The organism is Enterococcus sp. AAFC-DPL-6103, assembly GCF_058216595.1.
This window is the reverse complement of the sequence record NZ_CM177102.1, coordinates 2,232,610-2,250,024: the sequence shown is the minus strand read 5'-3', so window position 1 is coordinate 2,250,024 and position 17,415 is coordinate 2,232,610. Positions and strand designations below refer to the sequence as shown.

The 17,415-nt window shown below is 35.7% G+C and carries 16 protein-coding genes; 10 read left to right on the top strand and 6 right to left on the bottom strand.

Translation table 11 applies throughout. The annotated features are described in order from the left end of the window. Window positions 1–57 precede the first annotated feature (57 nt). The 3 genes from AC4BC3_RS10680 to AC4BC3_RS10670 are packed head-to-tail and all read right to left on the bottom strand — an operon-like array spanning window position 58 to window position 1,662. Window positions 58–240, bottom strand: a complete 183-nt coding sequence (locus tag AC4BC3_RS10680) for a hypothetical protein (RefSeq protein ID WP_206909949.1) — start codon at window positions 238–240, stop codon at window positions 58–60. A 22-nt stretch (window positions 241–262) separates the two neighbouring features. Further along, window positions 263–613: a hypothetical protein gene (locus AC4BC3_RS10675; protein WP_206909946.1), complete on the bottom strand. Its 351-nt coding sequence runs from the start codon at window positions 611–613 to the stop codon at window positions 263–265. A gap of 26 nt (window positions 614–639) precedes the next feature. After that, entirely contained in the window at window positions 640–1,662 is a 1,023-nt protein-coding gene (locus AC4BC3_RS10670) for a lactonase family protein (RefSeq protein ID WP_490466482.1), read from the bottom strand. Window positions 1,663–1,826: 164 nt separating this feature from the next. Between AC4BC3_RS10670 and AC4BC3_RS10665 the strand changes: the two genes are divergently transcribed. Together AC4BC3_RS10665 and AC4BC3_RS10660 are read left to right on the top strand one after the other, a co-directional pair. Beyond that, window positions 1,827–2,180, top strand: a complete 354-nt coding sequence (locus AC4BC3_RS10665) for a PTS glucitol/sorbitol transporter subunit IIA (RefSeq protein ID WP_206909944.1) — start codon at window positions 1,827–1,829, stop codon at window positions 2,178–2,180. A 9-nt stretch (window positions 2,181–2,189) separates the two neighbouring features. Further along, window positions 2,190–3,359: an AI-2E family transporter gene (locus AC4BC3_RS10660; protein WP_206909943.1), complete on the top strand. Its 1,170-nt coding sequence runs from the start codon at window positions 2,190–2,192 to the stop codon at window positions 3,357–3,359. 110 nt (window positions 3,360–3,469) lie between these two features. On the opposite strand, the gene AC4BC3_RS10655 is transcribed toward AC4BC3_RS10660, so the two are convergent. Further along, window positions 3,470–4,090: an FMN-dependent NADH-azoreductase gene (locus AC4BC3_RS10655; protein ID WP_206909941.1), complete on the bottom strand. Its 621-nt coding sequence runs from the start codon at window positions 4,088–4,090 to the stop codon at window positions 3,470–3,472. 656 nt (window positions 4,091–4,746) lie between these two features. Between AC4BC3_RS10655 and AC4BC3_RS10650 the strand changes: the two genes are divergently transcribed. The 6 genes from AC4BC3_RS10650 to manA all read left to right on the top strand — a co-directional run bounded on the left by AC4BC3_RS10650 (window position 4,747) and on the right by manA (window position 12,510). Then, window positions 4,747–5,400 carry a TetR/AcrR family transcriptional regulator gene (locus AC4BC3_RS10650; protein WP_206909939.1) on the top strand — a complete coding sequence of 218 codons (654 nt, stop codon included), beginning with the start codon at window positions 4,747–4,749 and terminating at the stop codon, window positions 5,398–5,400. A gap of 15 nt (window positions 5,401–5,415) precedes the next feature. After that, window positions 5,416–7,143 carry an ABC transporter ATP-binding protein gene (locus tag AC4BC3_RS10645; protein ID WP_490466481.1) on the top strand — a complete coding sequence of 576 codons (1,728 nt, stop codon included), beginning with the start codon at window positions 5,416–5,418 and terminating at the stop codon, window positions 7,141–7,143. Continuing rightward, the gene (locus AC4BC3_RS10640; protein WP_206909936.1) at window positions 7,140–9,029 is read left to right on the top strand and encodes an ABC transporter ATP-binding protein; all 1,890 of its coding nucleotides are present in this window, start codon (window positions 7,140–7,142) and stop codon (window positions 9,027–9,029) included. The genes AC4BC3_RS10645 and AC4BC3_RS10640 overlap by 4 nt, the downstream gene beginning before the upstream one ends. 387 nt (window positions 9,030–9,416) lie before the next feature. Further along, window positions 9,417–10,253 carry a VOC family protein gene (locus tag AC4BC3_RS10635; protein ID WP_490466480.1) on the top strand — a complete coding sequence of 279 codons (837 nt, stop codon included), beginning with the start codon at window positions 9,417–9,419 and terminating at the stop codon, window positions 10,251–10,253. A gap of 236 nt (window positions 10,254–10,489) precedes the next feature. Further along, window positions 10,490–11,515: a serine hydrolase domain-containing protein gene (locus tag AC4BC3_RS10630; RefSeq protein ID WP_490466479.1), complete on the top strand. Its 1,026-nt coding sequence runs from the start codon at window positions 10,490–10,492 to the stop codon at window positions 11,513–11,515. Window positions 11,516–11,553: 38 nt separating this feature from the next. Further along, window positions 11,554–12,510, top strand: a complete 957-nt coding sequence (gene manA / locus AC4BC3_RS10625) for a mannose-6-phosphate isomerase, class I (protein ID WP_206909930.1) — start codon at window positions 11,554–11,556, stop codon at window positions 12,508–12,510. A gap of 78 nt (window positions 12,511–12,588) precedes the next feature. On the opposite strand, the gene AC4BC3_RS10620 is transcribed toward manA, so the two are convergent. Together AC4BC3_RS10620 and AC4BC3_RS10615 are read right to left on the bottom strand one after the other, a co-directional pair. Beyond that, the gene (locus AC4BC3_RS10620) at window positions 12,589–13,299 is read right to left on the bottom strand and encodes a type 1 glutamine amidotransferase (protein WP_206909928.1); all 711 of its coding nucleotides are present in this window, start codon (window positions 13,297–13,299) and stop codon (window positions 12,589–12,591) included. Then, entirely contained in the window at window positions 13,292–14,644 is a 1,353-nt protein-coding gene (locus tag AC4BC3_RS10615) for a MurT ligase domain-containing protein (RefSeq protein WP_490466478.1), read from the bottom strand. Before AC4BC3_RS10615 ends, AC4BC3_RS10620 begins: the two co-directional genes overlap by 8 nt. Before the next feature lie 225 nt (window positions 14,645–14,869). Here AC4BC3_RS10615 and AC4BC3_RS10610 point away from each other — a divergent pair, with 225 nt between their 5' ends. Both AC4BC3_RS10610 and AC4BC3_RS10605 read left to right on the top strand, forming a co-directional pair. Further along, entirely contained in the window at window positions 14,870–15,814 is a 945-nt protein-coding gene (locus AC4BC3_RS10610; RefSeq protein ID WP_490466477.1) for a glycosyltransferase family 2 protein, read from the top strand. After that, on the top strand, window positions 15,815–17,359 hold the full coding sequence (locus AC4BC3_RS10605) for a glycosyltransferase family 39 protein (protein ID WP_206911124.1): 1,545 nt from the start codon (window positions 15,815–15,817) through the stop codon (window positions 17,357–17,359). The last annotated feature ends 56 nt before the right edge of the window (window positions 17,360–17,415 follow it).

Below are 17,415 nucleotides of genomic sequence, written 5' to 3'. Positions count from 1 at the left end.
TTTTGAGTGCTTGCTTGTTATCTGTTCGGAGTTAAACGCATTGCGCCACAACCTTCTTCAGTTTTCAACATTTCTGACATAGTTATCAAAATAAGCTTCTAAATCTTTTTTTATTTGTTGATAGTCTGCCTCTGTGTATTCTTTATCTTCGATTTTCCCCTGAAAAAAAGGAATATTTAAGTCTTCACGCAAACGATCTAACACATCCTGTTGGTTCATGTTCTTCGCTTCTTTCTTCATTTATAATTCTCTTTGAATCCATCTATAAGCTGTGAAAAATAGCAGTTAAATGTTCAAAGTTTTGTTTCATAATAGTCAATTTGCTATAAAGTAAAGCAGTATTAGAATCTTCATTGAAGAAGACTTGCTTGAGCTCAGCATAAAACTGATGAAAAGCATCAAAGAATTTGCTAACTTCTTTGATTTGTAATTCTGGATGTATCTGAGTATATAATCCTGCTGTTTGAGCAAGACTGTACAGCTCGTTGGTAACAACAATTACACGATTTTTTTCATAACGTGGGCTAGTAATTAATTCATATAAGGGAAGACACTTGTTATAAAGTTCAGAAAGATTGTCTAATAGATACTCTTCGGCTGATTTTTGAATCATAAAAATTTCCTCCTTTGAAGAATAGGTTAGTTTTGGTCGAAATAAACGCACACACATTCAGGTGCATAAATATCCTTTTGTAGTAATGTCAACTGACCAGTTTGATCATCACGTGTAAATAAAGTTAAGTTGTCACTATTTTGATTGGCACAAACTAAAAACTTATTTGTTGGATCCAAGGCGAAGTCACGTGGGAAATCTCCTTCTGTTGAAATATTTTGAACAGTTGAAAGCTGTTTACCATTATCAGAAATCTCATAGACTGTGATCGAGTTATGCCCACGGTTAGAAGCATATAAGAAATGACCATCAGCTGAAATTCGGATAGCAGCCCCACCATTTTCACCTTTGAAATCTTCTGGCAAAGTTGAAATCTTTTGTAGTTCTGTAAAAGAACAATCTTCTTGATAAGCAAGGACGCTTACGGTGCTGTCTAATTCACCAAATAAATAAGCAATTGGTTGAATCGGGTGGAACACCAAATGACGAGGACCTGTTCCAGGCTCAGCAACGAAAGTGGCAACTAAGGTTAACTTTCCACTTTCTGCAACGTCATAAGTGTACACTCGGTCAGTTCCAAGGTCACAAACAACTAGGCGTTGATCGGGTGCTAGATCAGTGTAATGGACATGTGCGTGGTCTTGATTTTTGTGTGGTCCAGTTTCTTCTAGATGATAAAGAGATTCGACAGCTTCAATACCACCATTATCTAAAATACGATAAACATTCACTTCACCTTTATGATAATTTGCGCCGTAAACTAGTTGACGTGTTTCATCTACAGCTACATAACAAAGAGGGGCTCCTTCTTCTGTTACCGCATTCAAAAAATGATAATTTGAATCGTATGCGCCTGCGCCACCCAATCCATCAACTGTTGTGACAGTATATAGATTTTTTGCATCACTCTTTGCTAAATAGGTGGGACTTACTTCTTTAGCTACTAAAGATAGTCCAGATAATTCTTTTTTTTCAGTATCAAGATCGATTGTATAAATTCCTTCACTTACTCTACGTGTATAAGTACCCAAAATGATTTTTTCAATCATTTGATTCCCTCCTAAAAAATGAAATTGTTTTCTTTTTTATTTTAGCATACAACTGTTCTTGGCGGATAATGAAAGAGAATATGCTATAATATTTTTGAGCGTAGAAATACGCTATAGGAAGAAAAACACTGTTCATTGTGATAGTAATCAAAGGAGAGATCAAGATGATTCAAGCCAATGTAGTAGAAATTGGACCAGAAGCAATTAATGAAAAAGAACCAATGCTGATTTTATTTAACAACACAGCAACAACTACTTTACGAAACTACTCGATTATCCAAGAATTTTTAAATAAAGAACCCTTTAAGCTAGAATCTGGAAAAAAAATTCGATTTGATGAACAAGAATACACGATCGAACATGTCGGAACGACCGCTAATCAAAATTTAGAAACAGTTGGTCACGTAACGCTAGTGTTTGATGAGCATCAATCGGATAATACGATTGTTAATGGTGTGTATTTGAATCCCTATCAACTTCCAGAAATTCATTTGGGAACACAAATTTATTATCAGTAGGAGGGGCATATGGAGGAAAAAAATAAAAAAGGAAAACCGATTTCCTGGTTTTGGAAATGGTTTTTAAATAACCAAGTAGTAACAGCATTATTGGTTGTTCTACTTTTATTAGTAATCGTTTTTCTTTTTACGAAAGTGTCTTACTTATTTGAACCTGTGTGGCAATTTTTAGCCATCGTTGGGTTACCAATTATTTTAGCAGGCATTTTATATTATTTGATGAATCCTGTAGTAGACTATTTGGAAAAGAAAAAAATTCCTAGAATTTACAGTATTATTGGTTTGTTTGTCGTTGTAGTGGCATTGATTGTTTGGGGAATCGTAGTGATTGTACCAAAAATTCAAGAGCAATCTGTTAGTTTTGCTAGTAATTTTCCACAATATGTCGACACAATTGATGATAAATTAACAGAAATCTTACGCGATCCTTTGTTCAATCAATTTCGTGAACAACTTGAGACTGCGGGAGACAAAATTATCAATTCCGCCGGCGATTTGATTAAGAACCTTTCAAAAACGACTGTTCAGAGTGTTGGAAGTATCGTAGGCGCGGTAGCAACAGTTATTGTTGCAATTATGACGATGCCATTTATCTTATTTTATTTATTAAAAGATGGACGTCAATTAGCACCTTATTTTGTTAAATTTTTACCAACACGTATGAGAAAGCCAACTTTGAAGGTCTTAGGTGAAATGAATGATCAAGTATCTTCTTATATTAGAGGTCAATTGACAGTAGCTTTTGCTGTTGCAATCATGTTTATTATTGGTTTTTCGATTATTGGGTTGGAGTATTCAGTGACATTAGGTATTGTGGCGGGATTTTTAAATCTAATTCCATACCTTGGCTCATTTTTAGCTATGATTCCTGCAATCTTTCTTGGGATCGTAGCAGGACCTCTGATGTTGGTGAAAGTAATTATCGTTTTTATTGTTGAGCAAACGATCGAAGGACGATTGATTTCACCATTAGTTTTAGGTAATCAATTAGCAATTCATCCTGTAACGATTTTATTAGTTTTGCTAACTTCTGGAAAACTGTTTGGAATCGTAGGAGTAATCCTTGGAATACCCGTGTATGCGGCGGCCAAAGTAATCATTACACATATTTTTGAGTGGTACACAACGATTTCTTCATTGTATGAAGATGAGCCAATTGAAGCCCCGAAAAAAGAGTAGATAGTCATCTAAAAAATCAAAAAGACAGACAACTAAAAACAGCGGACAAGGATCTAAGGCTAGATCACTGTCCGCTGTTTTTTCTTCTGATAAAAAGGGAAATGCTTAGTTTAAAATTCTTTACCTAATTGAGCAGCTTTGTCTAATGCTTCTTGCATTAATTCTTCTGCACGATCAGGTGTGTAGTCGATTCCTTCAATAAATAATTGATCGATTTCGTCGATTCCGATAAAGTTCAAGATTCCTTTAACATATTGTGAAGCAAAATCTTGCCCTTGATAAATACCGCCATTTGATTGGATGTGTAAAGCTTTCTTTCCTTGAACCAATCCTTGAGGACCATTTTCTGTGTATTTGAATGTTTTACCAGCTACATTGACTGTGTCAAACCAAGCTTTTAAACGTGTTGGGATATTTAGGTTCCAAAGTGCATTAGCAATAACGATTTTATCAGCAGCTAAAAATTGTTCAGTTAACTCATTAAAGCGCGCAATTTTATGTTGTTGATGCTCAGTTAATTCTGAGAAGTCTGCTCCCGTACGAAGAACTTCCCAACCTGATAACAATTCTTCATCAATTTCAGGAATATCATCACGATAAAGATCAAGAATAGTGATTTCATCTTCTGGATGATTTTCTTTATAGCTAGTTAAAAATGTAGAAAGAGCTTTAACTGAGCGTGATTCTTCAGCAGTTAAAGGATGGCCTTTGACAATTAATACTGATGACATAATGATTCAATCTCCTTTTTTGTAAACATACTTGTTATGTTTAAGACTAACAAAGCTAGTTTACTCGAAAAAGAAAAGGCTATCAAGGTTTAAAAACAAAGAATAGTTATTTTAGTGTTTTTCTTTAAAATTAGATCATACTTGAATCTAGGGTGAAGAATAGCTTTTTTACATTATTTTACCTCGACATCGGTAAAAGTATATTGGAAATACCTGATTTGCTTGGCTATAATTTAGTTATTCCACCATGTTGATTTGGGATTCATATCTCAAATAACCCCACAAGTGGGAGAGTTGATTTTTTCTTACATACTTGTAACAAATCATCACTCTTTCATCAGAGTTGTTGTTAGTTCATTGTTTTTACAAGAAAGATGGCCGAAGTGACTTCTCATATTCTAAGTTCGTCTGGCTGGCAAACGGGTTTTCTTTTTCCATAAGAACAATGAACTAAGACATAAAAGGTGGGAAACCCTTACTCACTTATTTTTAAAAGAAACAGTGCATTCGTTTAATGGATGTACTGTTTCTTTTTTTAAGATGAAATAAATGAAAAAAATAATGTAAAAAACTTGCAAAACAGTCTATTGGTGTTATAATGACATAGCGTCATATGACAACGTGTCATTAGAGAGAAAAACGAAAGGAGGAGGACTATGCCAACACAAACATTTTTTCATTTACCAAAAGAAAAGCAACAACGTTTACTTGCTGCTGCGAGTGCTGAATTTTCACGAGTACCGTTGAAGGATGCGTCCATTGCTAATATTGTGAAGTTAGCTGAGATACCACGAGGTAGTTTTTACCAATACTTTGAAAATAAAGAGGATCTTTACTTCTATTATTTTGAGACACTGCGACGTGATAGTTCGCGAGACATGAGGAACTTGATGAAAGAAGTTCACGGAGATCTTTTTGAAGGATTTGAGCTTTATTTTGAAAAGATGATCCGAGAAATTTTATCGGGGGAAAATTCTGCATTTTACCGACACTTATTCATGCACATGGATTATCGTGCTTCACGTAAAGTGACTCCTCATCTTTCTGAAGAAGAAAAAGCAAAGAAAATGCCACATAAAAGGCATAAGCAGGATACACAGGCATTGATTGAGGTAATTGATCAAACGAAGTTAAAAGTAAAAGATTCACATGAATTAGAATTATTGATTTCACTATTGATGAATATTGTGTTTTCAACGATTGCACATTCATATAAGTCACTTTCAGTGATTCAGGATTACTCAGTTGAACAAGCAATTGAAGAATTTAAGTTAAAGCTTTCTTGGTTGAAAGAGGGAGCATATAAGTAGAAAGAAGGGGAATAGATGCTGAAAATTATTAAACGAATTTCCATTACTTCTGCAATTGCTGCAGTTGGTTTTATGGTTGTTCAAGTTTTAGCAGACTTGTACTTACCAACATTGACATCCAATATTATTGATAAAGGGGTAGCCAAAGGAGATATTGATTATATTTGGCAAACCGGAATAGTCATGATCGGATTTTCATTGATTAGTATTTTAGCTGCTATTGGGAATACTTTTTTTGCGACACGTGAGTCACAAAAATTAGGTAAAAAGTTACGCTCGGATGTTTATCAAAAAACAGAAAGCTTAACAAACGATGGCTTTGATAAATTTGGAACAGCCTCATTGATTACAAGAACAACGAATGATGTGACTCAAATCCAAATGGTTGTTCAGATGTTTTTACGAATGATGATCAATGCACCTATTACATTGATTGGTGCAAGTTTTCTTGCTTATCAAAAGGATCAAGAGTTAACAAAAATCTTCTTGGTAGTTATCCCGATCATGCTAGTTTTAGTTGGCGGTATTATGTATTTTGCAGTGCCATTGTTCAAGAGCATGCAAAAGAAAACAGACCGTTTGAACTTAGTTTTCCGTGAAGGGCTAACTGGTGTCCGCGTGATTCGTGCGTTTGACAAAACAAAGTTTGAAGAAAATCGTTTTGATTTAGCGAATAAAGATTACACAAATACAGCGATTCGAGTGAATTCGATTGTCGCATTGATGATGCCATTGATGACATTGATCATGAGTGGAACAAACGTAGCAATTACTTGGTTTGGTGGACACTACATAGCTGAAATGAGTTTAGAAGTTGGGAATTTAATTGCTTTTATGACTTACGCGATGCAAATCCTAATTAGTTTCATGATGCTATCAATGATCTTTATCATGGTTCCTCGTGCACAAGCTTCTGCTGATCGGATCAACGAAGTATTAGATGAAGATATCGATATCACGGATCCAAAAAATCCAAAAGAAGTAACCCTTGCTGGAAAGTCTGCAACACTGGATTTCAATCATGTGGATTATCGTTATCGTGGTGCGGAAAAATTAGCGTTGGAAGATATCGATTTTCATGCGAAATCGGGAGAAATCGTTGCAATTATTGGTGGAACAGGATCTGGTAAAACAACGTTAGTGAATTTGATTCCTCGACTATATGAAATTGAATCCGGTGAGATTCGTTTGAATCAAACGGATATTCGTGAAATGACTCAAGAAAGTTTACGCGAGTTGATTGGTTTCGTTCCCCAAAAGGCGATTTTATTTTCTGGCACGATTCGGGAAAACATGCAATACGGATCACCTGGTGCAACAGATGAGATGATCTGGAAAGCATTAGAGATTGCTCAAGCAAAAGACTTTGTTTCTGAGTTGGAAGATGGACTTGATAGTCATGTTGAACAAGGCGGAGGGAATTTTTCTGGTGGGCAAAGACAGCGATTGGCGATTGCTCGTGCATTAGTCAAGCCAGCGGATGTTTACGTTTTTGATGATTCATTTTCTGCGCTCGATTTCAAAACAGATGCGAAACTTCGTCAAGCATTGAAACAGGACATGACGGACAGTATCACTGTTTTAGTAGCACAACGCGTAAGTACGGTCATGGATGCAGATACGATTTTAGTTTTAGATGAAGGTAAGTTAGTTGGCAAGGGAACACACAAGGAACTGTTAGAAACAAATGAAACGTATGCAGAAATCGTTCGTTCCCAATTAAGAGAGGAGGACTTAGCATGAGTAAAGAAAATACACAATCCTCTCATGGATCAATGCGTGGCGGAGGCGGTCATGGACCTGGACGCAACATTGGTGCAAAAGGAGAAAAAGCAAAAAATTTCTGGGGGACAGTTCGTCGGCTCTTCAGTTATATGTCAAAACGACTAGTGGCGATTGTTTTAGTATTTGTGTTGGCTATCGCAGCGGTAATTTTCCAAATTCAAACACCGAAAGTTTTAGGTCGTGCAACAACTGAAATTTTTAAAGGCGTGATGATCGGCGCAAAACAAATGCAGCAAGGTCAAAAAGTGTCTGAGTTTCCAATTGATTTTGACAAAATCGGTCAAATTATTGCGACCGTTATTATTATGTATGTTATTGCTGCTGTGTTTAGTTTCTTACAACAGTTTATTATGACACGTGTCTCACAACGAACAGTTTATGATTTGCGTAAGGATTTAGAAGGTAAAATGAACCGAGTACCCATTTCTTATTATGATACACATACGAATGGTGATATTATGTCTCGAGCAATCAATGACATGGACAACATCGCAAGTACTCTTCAACAAAATCTAACACAATTTGTAACAAGTATAGTTACACTAGTTGGTGTTATCGTGATGATGCTATCGATTAGTTGGCAATTGACTTTAGTTGCTTTACTTATGATTCCGCTAAGCTTAATCGTTGTGATGATCGTCGCACCTAAGTCACAAGTATACTTTTCAGATCAACAAAAGAGCCTAGGTTTATTGAATAACCAAGTAGAAGAAACTTATGCTGGGCACACGATTGTGAAAACTTTTAATCATACTGGTAAAGATCAAGAAGTTTTTGAAGTTGAAAATGAAAAACTTTATGCGTCTGGTTGGAAAGCACAATTTATTTCGGCAATCATCATGCCATTAATGAACTTCGTTAAGAATTTAGGCTATGTGTTTGTCGCTGTCCTTGGTGGGATCAAAGTAGCGAATGGGAATATTTCTTTAGGGGATGTGCAAGCATTCTTGCAATATACGAGTCAATTCTCACAACCAATTACCCAAATCGCTAGCTTAATGAATACGATCCAATCAACCGTGGCTTCTGCAGAACGTGTATTTGAAGTCCTAGACGAAGCCGAGATGACAGACGAATCTTCAGGGCTTCCTGTAGAAGAAGATTCTCCATACAAAGTTCGTTTTGAAAATGTGCAGTTTGGTTATACTGATGATAATTTATTGATGACTGATTTTAATTTGGACGTCAAACCGGGAGAAATGGTCGCAATCGTTGGGCCAACGGGTGCCGGAAAAACGACACTAATCAATCTATTGGAACGTTTTTACGATGTATCTGGCGGAAGCATTCGCTATGAAGGTGTCGATACTAGAGACTTGTCACGTGATGAATTACGCGCTAAATTCTCGATGGTCTTACAAGATACTTGGTTATTTACAGGAACAATTTATGACAACATCCATTATGGAAATGAACAAGCGACAAAAGAACAAGTGATTGCCGCTGCAAAAGCTGCGCACGTCGATGATTTTGTTCGCAAATTGCCAGAAGGATATGACACGATTTTAAATGAAGATGCAAGTAACATCTCCCAAGGACAACGTCAATTGATCACGATTGCTCGTGCATTCCTAGCTAATCCCGATGTTTTGATTCTGGATGAAGCAACTTCAAGTGTCGATACTCGAACAGAAATTTTGATTCAACGAGCAATGAATCGTCTGTTAGAAAATCGGACAAGTTTTGTGGTTGCACATCGCTTGTCAACGATTCGTGATGCGGATAATATTATTGTGATGAATCATGGATCAATTGTAGAAACAGGTAATCATGAAGAATTAATGGCTAAAGATGGTTTCTATGCAGATCTTTATAATAGCCAATTTTCTGAAGAAGTTGCTTAATAAGAGGTTATGGCGCAAAGCGTTTAGCTCCGACTAGATAATGAGCAACTGACAAAATAGCTTCATATATTTTTGATCAGTTACGAATTATTTTGAGGAGTTGCTTTGGGAACACCATTTCTTTAAAAAAGGGGATGTGACAGAGTTATTGTCACATCCCCTTTTCATATTTGAAATAATTGGCTGATTGGTAACGAAAAACAATTAAAAAAACTGTATTGATGGAATACTATTTAGTAAATTTCATCAATTTTTTGGTTTTCTTTAAGAAAAAGAAGACTGGTATTACTCCTTAACTAAATAAATTTCACAAATTCTTAGTTATTGCTTGAAAGAAGTGGCATCCATCGTTAAAATATAATTTGACGCAGAAGGGGAGTAGAATAAATGAAGGATTTTAAATTGGGGGCTACTACCTATTTAAAAAGTGTGGCTATCCGAGTCAAAGATCGTGATAAAATGATTGCTTTTTATAAAGATACGGTTGGTTTTGATTTGAAACGTGAAGAAAATGAGTTGGCTATTTTTGGTACACAGGAAAATGATAGCGAAATGCTTTTGCTAGAAGAAAGTCCACGTGCCAATGATCATATGGGTGAAATCAAAAAGTTGAGTCGCTTTTCTTTGATCATTCCAAGTGTAGAAGAAATGGCAGATATTTTATGCCGTATTCGTAAAACAAATTATCCAATTAAAGATGCACTGGAAGATCAAGCACGTATGGGGATTTTACTAGTTGATCCAGAAGGTAATGAACTTGAAATTTATTACGAAGAAAAAGATGCTAAAAAAACAGAACCTGACGAAATGGATCAAGAAGCTTTACTGCGAAAATCTGAAGAAAAATTCACAAAGTTAACACCAGGCGCCTATTTTGAAAAAATTCATTTGAATGTTAGCGACCTAGCAAAAGAACGTCAATTTTTGAGTCATGTACTCGGACTAAAAGTACATAACGAAAAAAATGGTCTACATGTATTGAACGAAGGTGATTTTCATGTTGGCTTGAACCAAGCGACTGGTGGAACAATCGACTTACCAACAGATGAAGTGTTAGGACTAGACTTCTTGAAATTTGTTGTGACACCAGAAAATATGGAAACACTGATTGAACATTTACAAGCTGAAAAGCTTGATTTCTTCTTAGATAAGAAAAAATCAGTTATCACTGTGTATGATGCGATTGGTATCGAATGGTGGTTCGTTAGCAATCCTAAAAAATAGCTAAATTGATTGGAGTTAGCCAAAAATATAATTTCTTAACGATAGTGTTGACTTCAAACATTTTGATAAAAAAAAGAGTAGCTGTTCAGCTACTCTTTTTTTGTCAAATAAATTAATCAAAAAAATTAGCTGAAACAACTTGCTTCACTATTCAGAAAAATATATGCTTGTGCTGTACGCATAAGCAAATCGTTTAAGAGAGCTTTTAAGTTTTTAAGTAGAAATGAGGAAAAAATATGTACCCAGAAACCAAACAAATGGTTTTGACGAAACTAGAGGAAGGTTTTTATCCCGGCGTGGTAGCTGCTTTTATCAAGCAAGGTGAAGTCGAATCATTTGTAGCAGGGCAAGCTCAAGTTGTCCCTGAGTCACAACCGATGTCAGAAGACTTACTTTTCGATGTAGCATCGTTAACAAAAGTCATTGCTACTACAACACTTGTTTTACGATTGTGGGAAGACGGAAAAATTGAACTAGATCAACCATTACACCATTATTTACCAGCATTTGAAAACCAGACGATCACTATTCGTCATTTATTAACACACACTTCAGATATTCAAACTTGGATTCCCAACCGAGATTCATTGACGCAAGAAGCATTGATTGCTGCTTATTTAACATTGCAGCCCGGAGCGGAGCTAGGTAAAACGGTCAAATATACGGATGCAGGGACGATTTTACTTGGTTTGATGTTGGAAGAAATCTATCAAGAGTCAGCGGTTGAACTATTTCAAGAACAAGTTCTTGAACCTTTAGGAATGAGGAATAGTTTATTTTTACCTTTTCCATCTAAAAAAATTGTTCCTACTGAACAATTACCATCTGGAGAAGTCTTAAGAGGGATCACTCATGATCCAAAAGCAAGAGTTTTAGCTGAGCATGCGGGAAATGCAGGCTTATTTTTGGATTTAGAAGATAGTATTTCTTTTGTTCAAATGTACTTAGCTAAGGGAAAAGTCAATGGGGGACAATTTTTGACCACACAAACGATTGAGTCCTTACTTCAAGATCATACGCCTGAAAAAAATGGGCAACGATCACTAGGTTGGGATTTAAAATTAGATCGAAAGGATCAACATCCAATACTTTTCCATACAGGGTATACAGGAACATTCCTATTAATTGATATTATTAGTCAAGAAGGTTTTATCTTTTTATCAAATCGTATTCATCCAATTGATGCGCGTGAAACATATCTTGAATGCCGTGATGAAATTGTTGAAACTTATCTGAAAGAGAAAGCGTTCTTACAGAAATAGTGCTATAATAGCTATGAAAGTTGAGAGGAGTTTGAATTATGCAAGAACCTATGTTTTTAAAACCAGTTTTCCAAGAAAAAATTTGGGGAGGAAGTCGCCTACGTTCTGTATTCGGATTTGACATTCCTAGTGACAAAATTGGAGAGGATTGGGCAATCAGTGCGCATCCTCATGGTGTAAGTATTGTTGAGAACGGTGAATTTAAAGGTCAAAAATTAGATGATCTTTGGGCAAACCATAAAGAGTTGTTTGGACATCCCTCAGAGCCAGTTTTCCCATTGCTGATTAAAATTTTAGATGCAGAAGATGAATTATCTGTTCAAGTCCATCCAGATGATACATATGGAATGGAACATGAAGGTGAACTAGGTAAAACAGAATGTTGGTATATCATTGATGCAGAGCCAGGTGCAGAAATCATTTATGGTCATCACGCAAAAACACGTGAAGAACTTGCAAAAATGATTGAAGAAGGCCGTTGGGATGATTTATTGAAACGTGTTCCTGTGAAAAAAGGTGATTTCTTCTATGTACCAAGTGGAACGATCCACGCAATTGGTAAAGGAATCATGATTTTAGAAACACAACAAAGTTCAGATACGACTTACCGTGTGTATGATTACGATCGCAAAGACGATCAAGGGAATACCCGTGAATTACACATTCAACAATCAATTGATGTAACAACTGTTCCAGCAAAAACCCCAGAATTACACGTAAAAGAAATTCGCGAAGGAAATTCTTCTGTGGTTACGTATCTAGAAACAGAGTTCTTTAATGTTTATGAATGGGATGTTAAAGGAATCATGTCATTCAAAAAACATGCACCTTATACGTTGATGACAGTAATTGATGGTGCTGGCGAGTTGGTAGTTGACGGCAAAAATTATTCATTGGAAAAAGGAACTAGCTGCATTATTCCTGACGGCGTCAAAGAATGGACGATTCAAGGCGAGCTAGCAATCATTGCTTCTGTTCCAGGTGAAAAGAAATAATTGATTGAAAAAATATAAAAAAGAATGAGCCAAAGCGAATTTCGTTTTGGTTCATTCTTTTTGTTTGTGTTTCTTATATTAAATGCTAGGTACGATATTTTGTGCTGTTACAGTTGGTAAATCCAACTCTTTGCCATAACGCTTTTCTAAAGCTAAACGAATCAAACGTTCTGCCAAGTGTTCATTACGTGCTAAGATAGGACCATGGAAGTAAGAACCATAAACATTACGGTAAATAACTCCTTCAGACTGATCTTCGCCATTGTTTCCTTCCCCTTGAATCACTTTTCCGAGAGGACGCTCGCCTTCGCCTAAGAAAGTTCGCCCGTTGTGATTTTCAAATCCATAATAAGTTTCGTTGAATTCTTCATTATGAATAACAATATCTCCAATAAAACGATTGTTGTCTTGACTAAGCGTATAGTGGTCTAAAGCACTGATTCCTTGGATTTTTTCACCATTAGCACCCATGTAATAATGACCAAGTAATTGGTAGCCACCACAAATCGCAAGCATGACGCCATCATTTTCAATATAGTTTGTCAAAGATTCCTTTTTGTCTTGGATATCTTCTGAAATGATCAGTTGTTCAAAGTCTTGCCCACCACCGAAAAAGACTAAATCATATTTTTTTTCATCAAAAGGTTCATGGATGCTGACGATTTCAGAATGAAAAGTCACACCCATTTTCTCTGCAACATATTTGAGCATCAATAAATTTCCGTTATCCCCGTAAGTATTCATTAAGTTACCATACAGGTGCGCAATAGTTAATTCATAATTAGCCATTATTCATGCCTCCTTTAATATATCCTTGACTCGCTAATTCTTTACGCAACTGCAAAACAGCGGTATAAGTAGCTAGAATATAAACATGTTCGGTTGGAAGTGTTTTGATTTTTTCGATTACTTCTGGAATTTCTTTTGTTTCCGTTAATTTTTCTTCTGGTATTCCTGCAACTTTTAAACGTAAAGTCATATCTGTGTGACGATCTCCTCCAGAGATAACTGCTGGAATAGCCATTGCTGCGAAGTTTTCATAGTTGCCATCCCAAATCCAACTGACATCAATTCCATCAGCATAATTCGCATTTAACAATGAAACTAATGAAAATGGATAAGGTGCAAGACCAATCATATCAATTACTTGATTGATTCCAACTGGGTTTTTAACAAGGATCAATGTACATTTCTTGTCATTGATTGTTATCGTTTCTTGACGTCCAAAGACTTTTTCATCATAGCCTAGACCTTGTTTGATTTTTTCTGGTGCTACGCCATAATATTCAGCCACAGCTGTAGCAGCTAAGGCGTTATACACGTTATACATTCCGCCAACTTCGATACCATACTCATGTTCATCAATGACAAAATCAGCAGAAACATTGTCCATACGAATCATTTCAGTTAAACGATAATCAAGCTCAGGACGTTTAAAATCGCAATTTGGACAATAATATTTCCCTAAATTAGCATAAGTGATCATTTTATAATGCAAGATATGATGACATTTTGGACATAAGACCCCGTCTGTGTTGTAGTGGGCCATTTGCTCATGATCTTCTTCGTGATCAAAGCCATAATATTTGTTTGGATTGACTGTTTGTACCGAATTGAAAATTGGTGAGTCACCATTTGAAATAATCGTTGCATTTGGCGCTTTTGCAGCACCGTCAACAATCATTTTGTATGTTGTATAAATTTCTCCGTATCGATCCATTTGATCTCGGAAAATATTTGTGAATAGAAATAATTCAGGTTTCATGTATTCAGTAACTTTACTCAAACTGGCTTCGTCAATTTCGAGAACAGCAAATTTTTTCTGTCCTTTTTTTGGTTTGGCTTGTAAAAATGTTGAAACGATTCCTTGAACCATGTTTGCACCAGTTGGATTTGTCAAAACTTCATCAAATTGTTGACGTAAAATATTAACAGTTAAAGCAGTAGTCAATGTTTTGCCATTCGTTCCAGTTACGACAACTACTTCATAGTCTTTGGCTAAACTATCTAAAATATGTGGATCTATTTTAAGAGCAAGTTTACCAGGTAAGCTTGAACCACCTTTAAAAAATGTTTTCAATGCCCATTGTGATGATTTCCCAACTGCAATCGCAAATTGACTGCGTATTCCCATTATGTAACCTCCAAAAAACGTCGTGTTGACGAGTAAATTCAACTTATCATACCACATGTTGAAAAAAAGGTTAAATTGCTTTTCTTTTTCTTAAGAAATGTGAAATCTTACAGAGCATTTCATAATTTTTGAGTAGAAAAATAAAGAAAGTTTCTGAGGATGTTCGCTAGAAATTTTATTATGGTAAAATAACATGGAAGATAAATTGAAGAAAGGTTGGTAAAAATGAAGATTAGTATCGTCGTCCCCTGCTTTAACGAAGAAGCCGCAATTCCACTATTTTTCCAAGAAGTTGAAAAATATCGTGGCACTTATACTTTTGAATACTTATTTATTGATGATGGCTCCAAAGATCAGACCTTACCCGTCATCAAAGATTTAGCCGCTGCACATGATTCCGTGCGCTTCGTCTCATTTTCCAGAAATTTTGGAAAAGAAGCCGCATTATATGCCGGATTGCAAGCTGCAACAGGTGATTTAGTCACCGTCATGGATGTTGACTTGCAAGATCCCCCTGAATTATTGCCAGAAATGATTGAACGAATCTTGACCTCTGATGTTGACTGCATCGGAACAAGACGTTCTACTCGAGAAGGTGAACCCGTGATCCGGAGCTTTTTTGCCAAAAAATTCTATCAATTGATCAACCGAATCAGCGATACTGAAATGGTGGATGGTGCACGGGATTTTCGTTTGATGACGCGTCAAATGGTCAATGCTGTTTTAGAATTAACGGAATACAACCGTTTTTCTAAGGGGCTATTTAGCTGGGTTGGTTTTAAAACAGAATATATTTCTTATGAAAATCGTGAACGTGTAGCTGGAGAAACTTCGTGGTCCTTTTGGAACTTATTTAATTATTCGATTGATGGCATCATCAATTTTTCTGATACACCACTTACAATCGCTTCTGTTATAGGTGCGCTGTCTTGTGTGGGATCGATTCTTGCTCTTGTTTTTATCGTTTTACGTGCTCTTTTGTTCGGTGACCCCACATCTGGCTGGCCTTCCATTGTATCTATTACCTTATTTATTGGTGGAGTCCAGTTGTTGTGTCTTGGTATTATTGGCAAATACATTGGTCGGATATTTTTGGAAACGAAAAAACGTCCGATTTATATTTGCAAAGAAACCAATTTGAAACAAGAACACGAAGAAAGGGATGAATAAATGGAGAGAAGCAAGCGATATATTCAGCAATTTTTTATTTTACTTGCTAGTTTATCAATGATTTGGGCAATTACTACGAGTATTATTTCTCCACGAATCGGAGCAATTTTTTCTTTATTCCGTGATACGTATTCCTATAAAATAACTATTGTCGTAAATATTATCTGTCTGTTTTTTTCTTTTGCCCTTTATTTAGGTGTTTTTTTCTTGCTGAAAAAGTTAAAAGGTAAGGATTTGAATAATAAAATCACGTATGTCGTTTTACTTTTTGAACTACTAATTTATTTTATAGCAGTTTTATTATTTGTTAAGTATATTGGTTTTTCTAATCCTGTAGACGACACGGCGATCACTCTAAGAAACTTACAGGATCTTCAAGCAGGAAAAGAATGGGGATACAATTATATGTATTCAAACCCACAGAACTTACTATTAATGTATCTATTCTGGGGAATACAGCAATTATTTGGAACAAGTTATCAGGCTATTATAGTAGTATTCACGATCATGCATTTATTGACTATTTTTTTCTTGTTTTTATCGCTGAAGAATTTAAAAATAAGTAATCTCTCATCGCTGATTGCTGTACAGGTAATGATTTTTGCTATTCAAATTGCCTTTCATGTACCTGTTGCTTATACAGATATTCTTTCATTATTTTTTACTGCACTTACTTTTTATTTCATGACAAACTATTTAGCTGTGTCACATGAAAAGACGGGAATAAAATTTCTATTTCTATCACTGGCTTTGATAGCCTGTACAATTGGTTTTATCAGTAAAGGAACTGTTTTGATTTTGGTCATTGCTATTGCTCTGTTTTTAGGAATCGTGAACCAAAAACAATGGAAATTATTGTGCTTACTCCCATTCATTTTCCTATTTTTGGGGAATCTTGGTTGGAAACAAGTAATCAACAGCCAAGAGTTGTTTCCTGACACTAATTATGGTCAGCCAAATACACACTATTTAATGATGGGATTGAATAATACACCAATCCCAGATAATTTGCCTGAAGATCAACGTTATCGTTGGATGGTAGGTGCATATTCTTCATCTGATCAGGAATTTACTTGGTCAATGTTTCTAAAAGAAAAACTTCCTAAGAAAGAAGTAGAAGAAAAGAATCTTCAAGTGGTCAAGGAACGTCTAAGTAATTTATCTATGGTCCAGATTTTACAAGTGTTAAATAATAAAGTGTCTGTTAGTTGGAGCTCTGGAGATTTAAAGTCCTCCTTTGAAGTTTTTTTAGGAACGGGTAGAGATGAGTCAAAGATGCGTCTGTTCAAAAGCAAATCCACAGGACTAGCTTTGTATTCTGTAATGATGACGATCCAATACATTGTTTATCTAGGAATTATCTTGACTGGAATCAAATTTTATAAAAAAGAAAACAATTTTATATTATTATGTACAATTTATATCTCAGGTTACTTTGCATTCTTGCTAATCTGGGAGGCAAGTCCAAGATATGCAATGGGCATTTTTGTTCCAGCCATTTTGATGATAGGGTTACTCATAGAAAAGAAACAGCTTACAGAATAAAAGCATTAATAAAAAACCTAACTATCTAATCGATTTGATTACGTAGTTAGGTTTTT

Coding starts and splice junctions, on each gene's coding strand:
- AC4BC3_RS10680 (WP_206909949.1), bottom strand. CDS start 240: ATGAAGAAAGAAGCGAAGAACATGAACCAACAGGATGTGTTAGATCGT.
- AC4BC3_RS10675 (WP_206909946.1), bottom strand. CDS start 613: ATGATTCAAAAATCAGCCGAAGAGTATCTATTAGACAATCTTTCTGAA.
- AC4BC3_RS10670 (WP_490466482.1), bottom strand. CDS start 1,662: ATGATTGAAAAAATCATTTTGGGTACTTATACACGTAGAGTAAGTGAA.
- AC4BC3_RS10665 (WP_206909944.1), top strand. CDS start 1,827: ATGATTCAAGCCAATGTAGTAGAAATTGGACCAGAAGCAATTAATGAA.
- AC4BC3_RS10660 (WP_206909943.1), top strand. CDS start 2,190: ATGGAGGAAAAAAATAAAAAAGGAAAACCGATTTCCTGGTTTTGGAAA.
- AC4BC3_RS10655 (WP_206909941.1), bottom strand. CDS start 4,090: ATGTCATCAGTATTAATTGTCAAAGGCCATCCTTTAACTGCTGAAGAA.
- AC4BC3_RS10650 (WP_206909939.1), top strand. CDS start 4,747: ATGCCAACACAAACATTTTTTCATTTACCAAAAGAAAAGCAACAACGT.
- AC4BC3_RS10645 (WP_490466481.1), top strand. CDS start 5,416: ATGCTGAAAATTATTAAACGAATTTCCATTACTTCTGCAATTGCTGCA.
- AC4BC3_RS10640 (WP_206909936.1), top strand. CDS start 7,140: ATGAGTAAAGAAAATACACAATCCTCTCATGGATCAATGCGTGGCGGA.
- AC4BC3_RS10635 (WP_490466480.1), top strand. CDS start 9,417: ATGAAGGATTTTAAATTGGGGGCTACTACCTATTTAAAAAGTGTGGCT.
- AC4BC3_RS10630 (WP_490466479.1), top strand. CDS start 10,490: ATGTACCCAGAAACCAAACAAATGGTTTTGACGAAACTAGAGGAAGGT.
- manA (WP_206909930.1), top strand. CDS start 11,554: ATGCAAGAACCTATGTTTTTAAAACCAGTTTTCCAAGAAAAAATTTGG.
- AC4BC3_RS10620 (WP_206909928.1), bottom strand. CDS start 13,299: ATGGCTAATTATGAATTAACTATTGCGCACCTGTATGGTAACTTAATG.
- AC4BC3_RS10615 (WP_490466478.1), bottom strand. CDS start 14,644: ATGGGAATACGCAGTCAATTTGCGATTGCAGTTGGGAAATCATCACAA.
- AC4BC3_RS10610 (WP_490466477.1), top strand. CDS start 14,870: ATGAAGATTAGTATCGTCGTCCCCTGCTTTAACGAAGAAGCCGCAATT.
- AC4BC3_RS10605 (WP_206911124.1), top strand. CDS start 15,815: ATGGAGAGAAGCAAGCGATATATTCAGCAATTTTTTATTTTACTTGCT.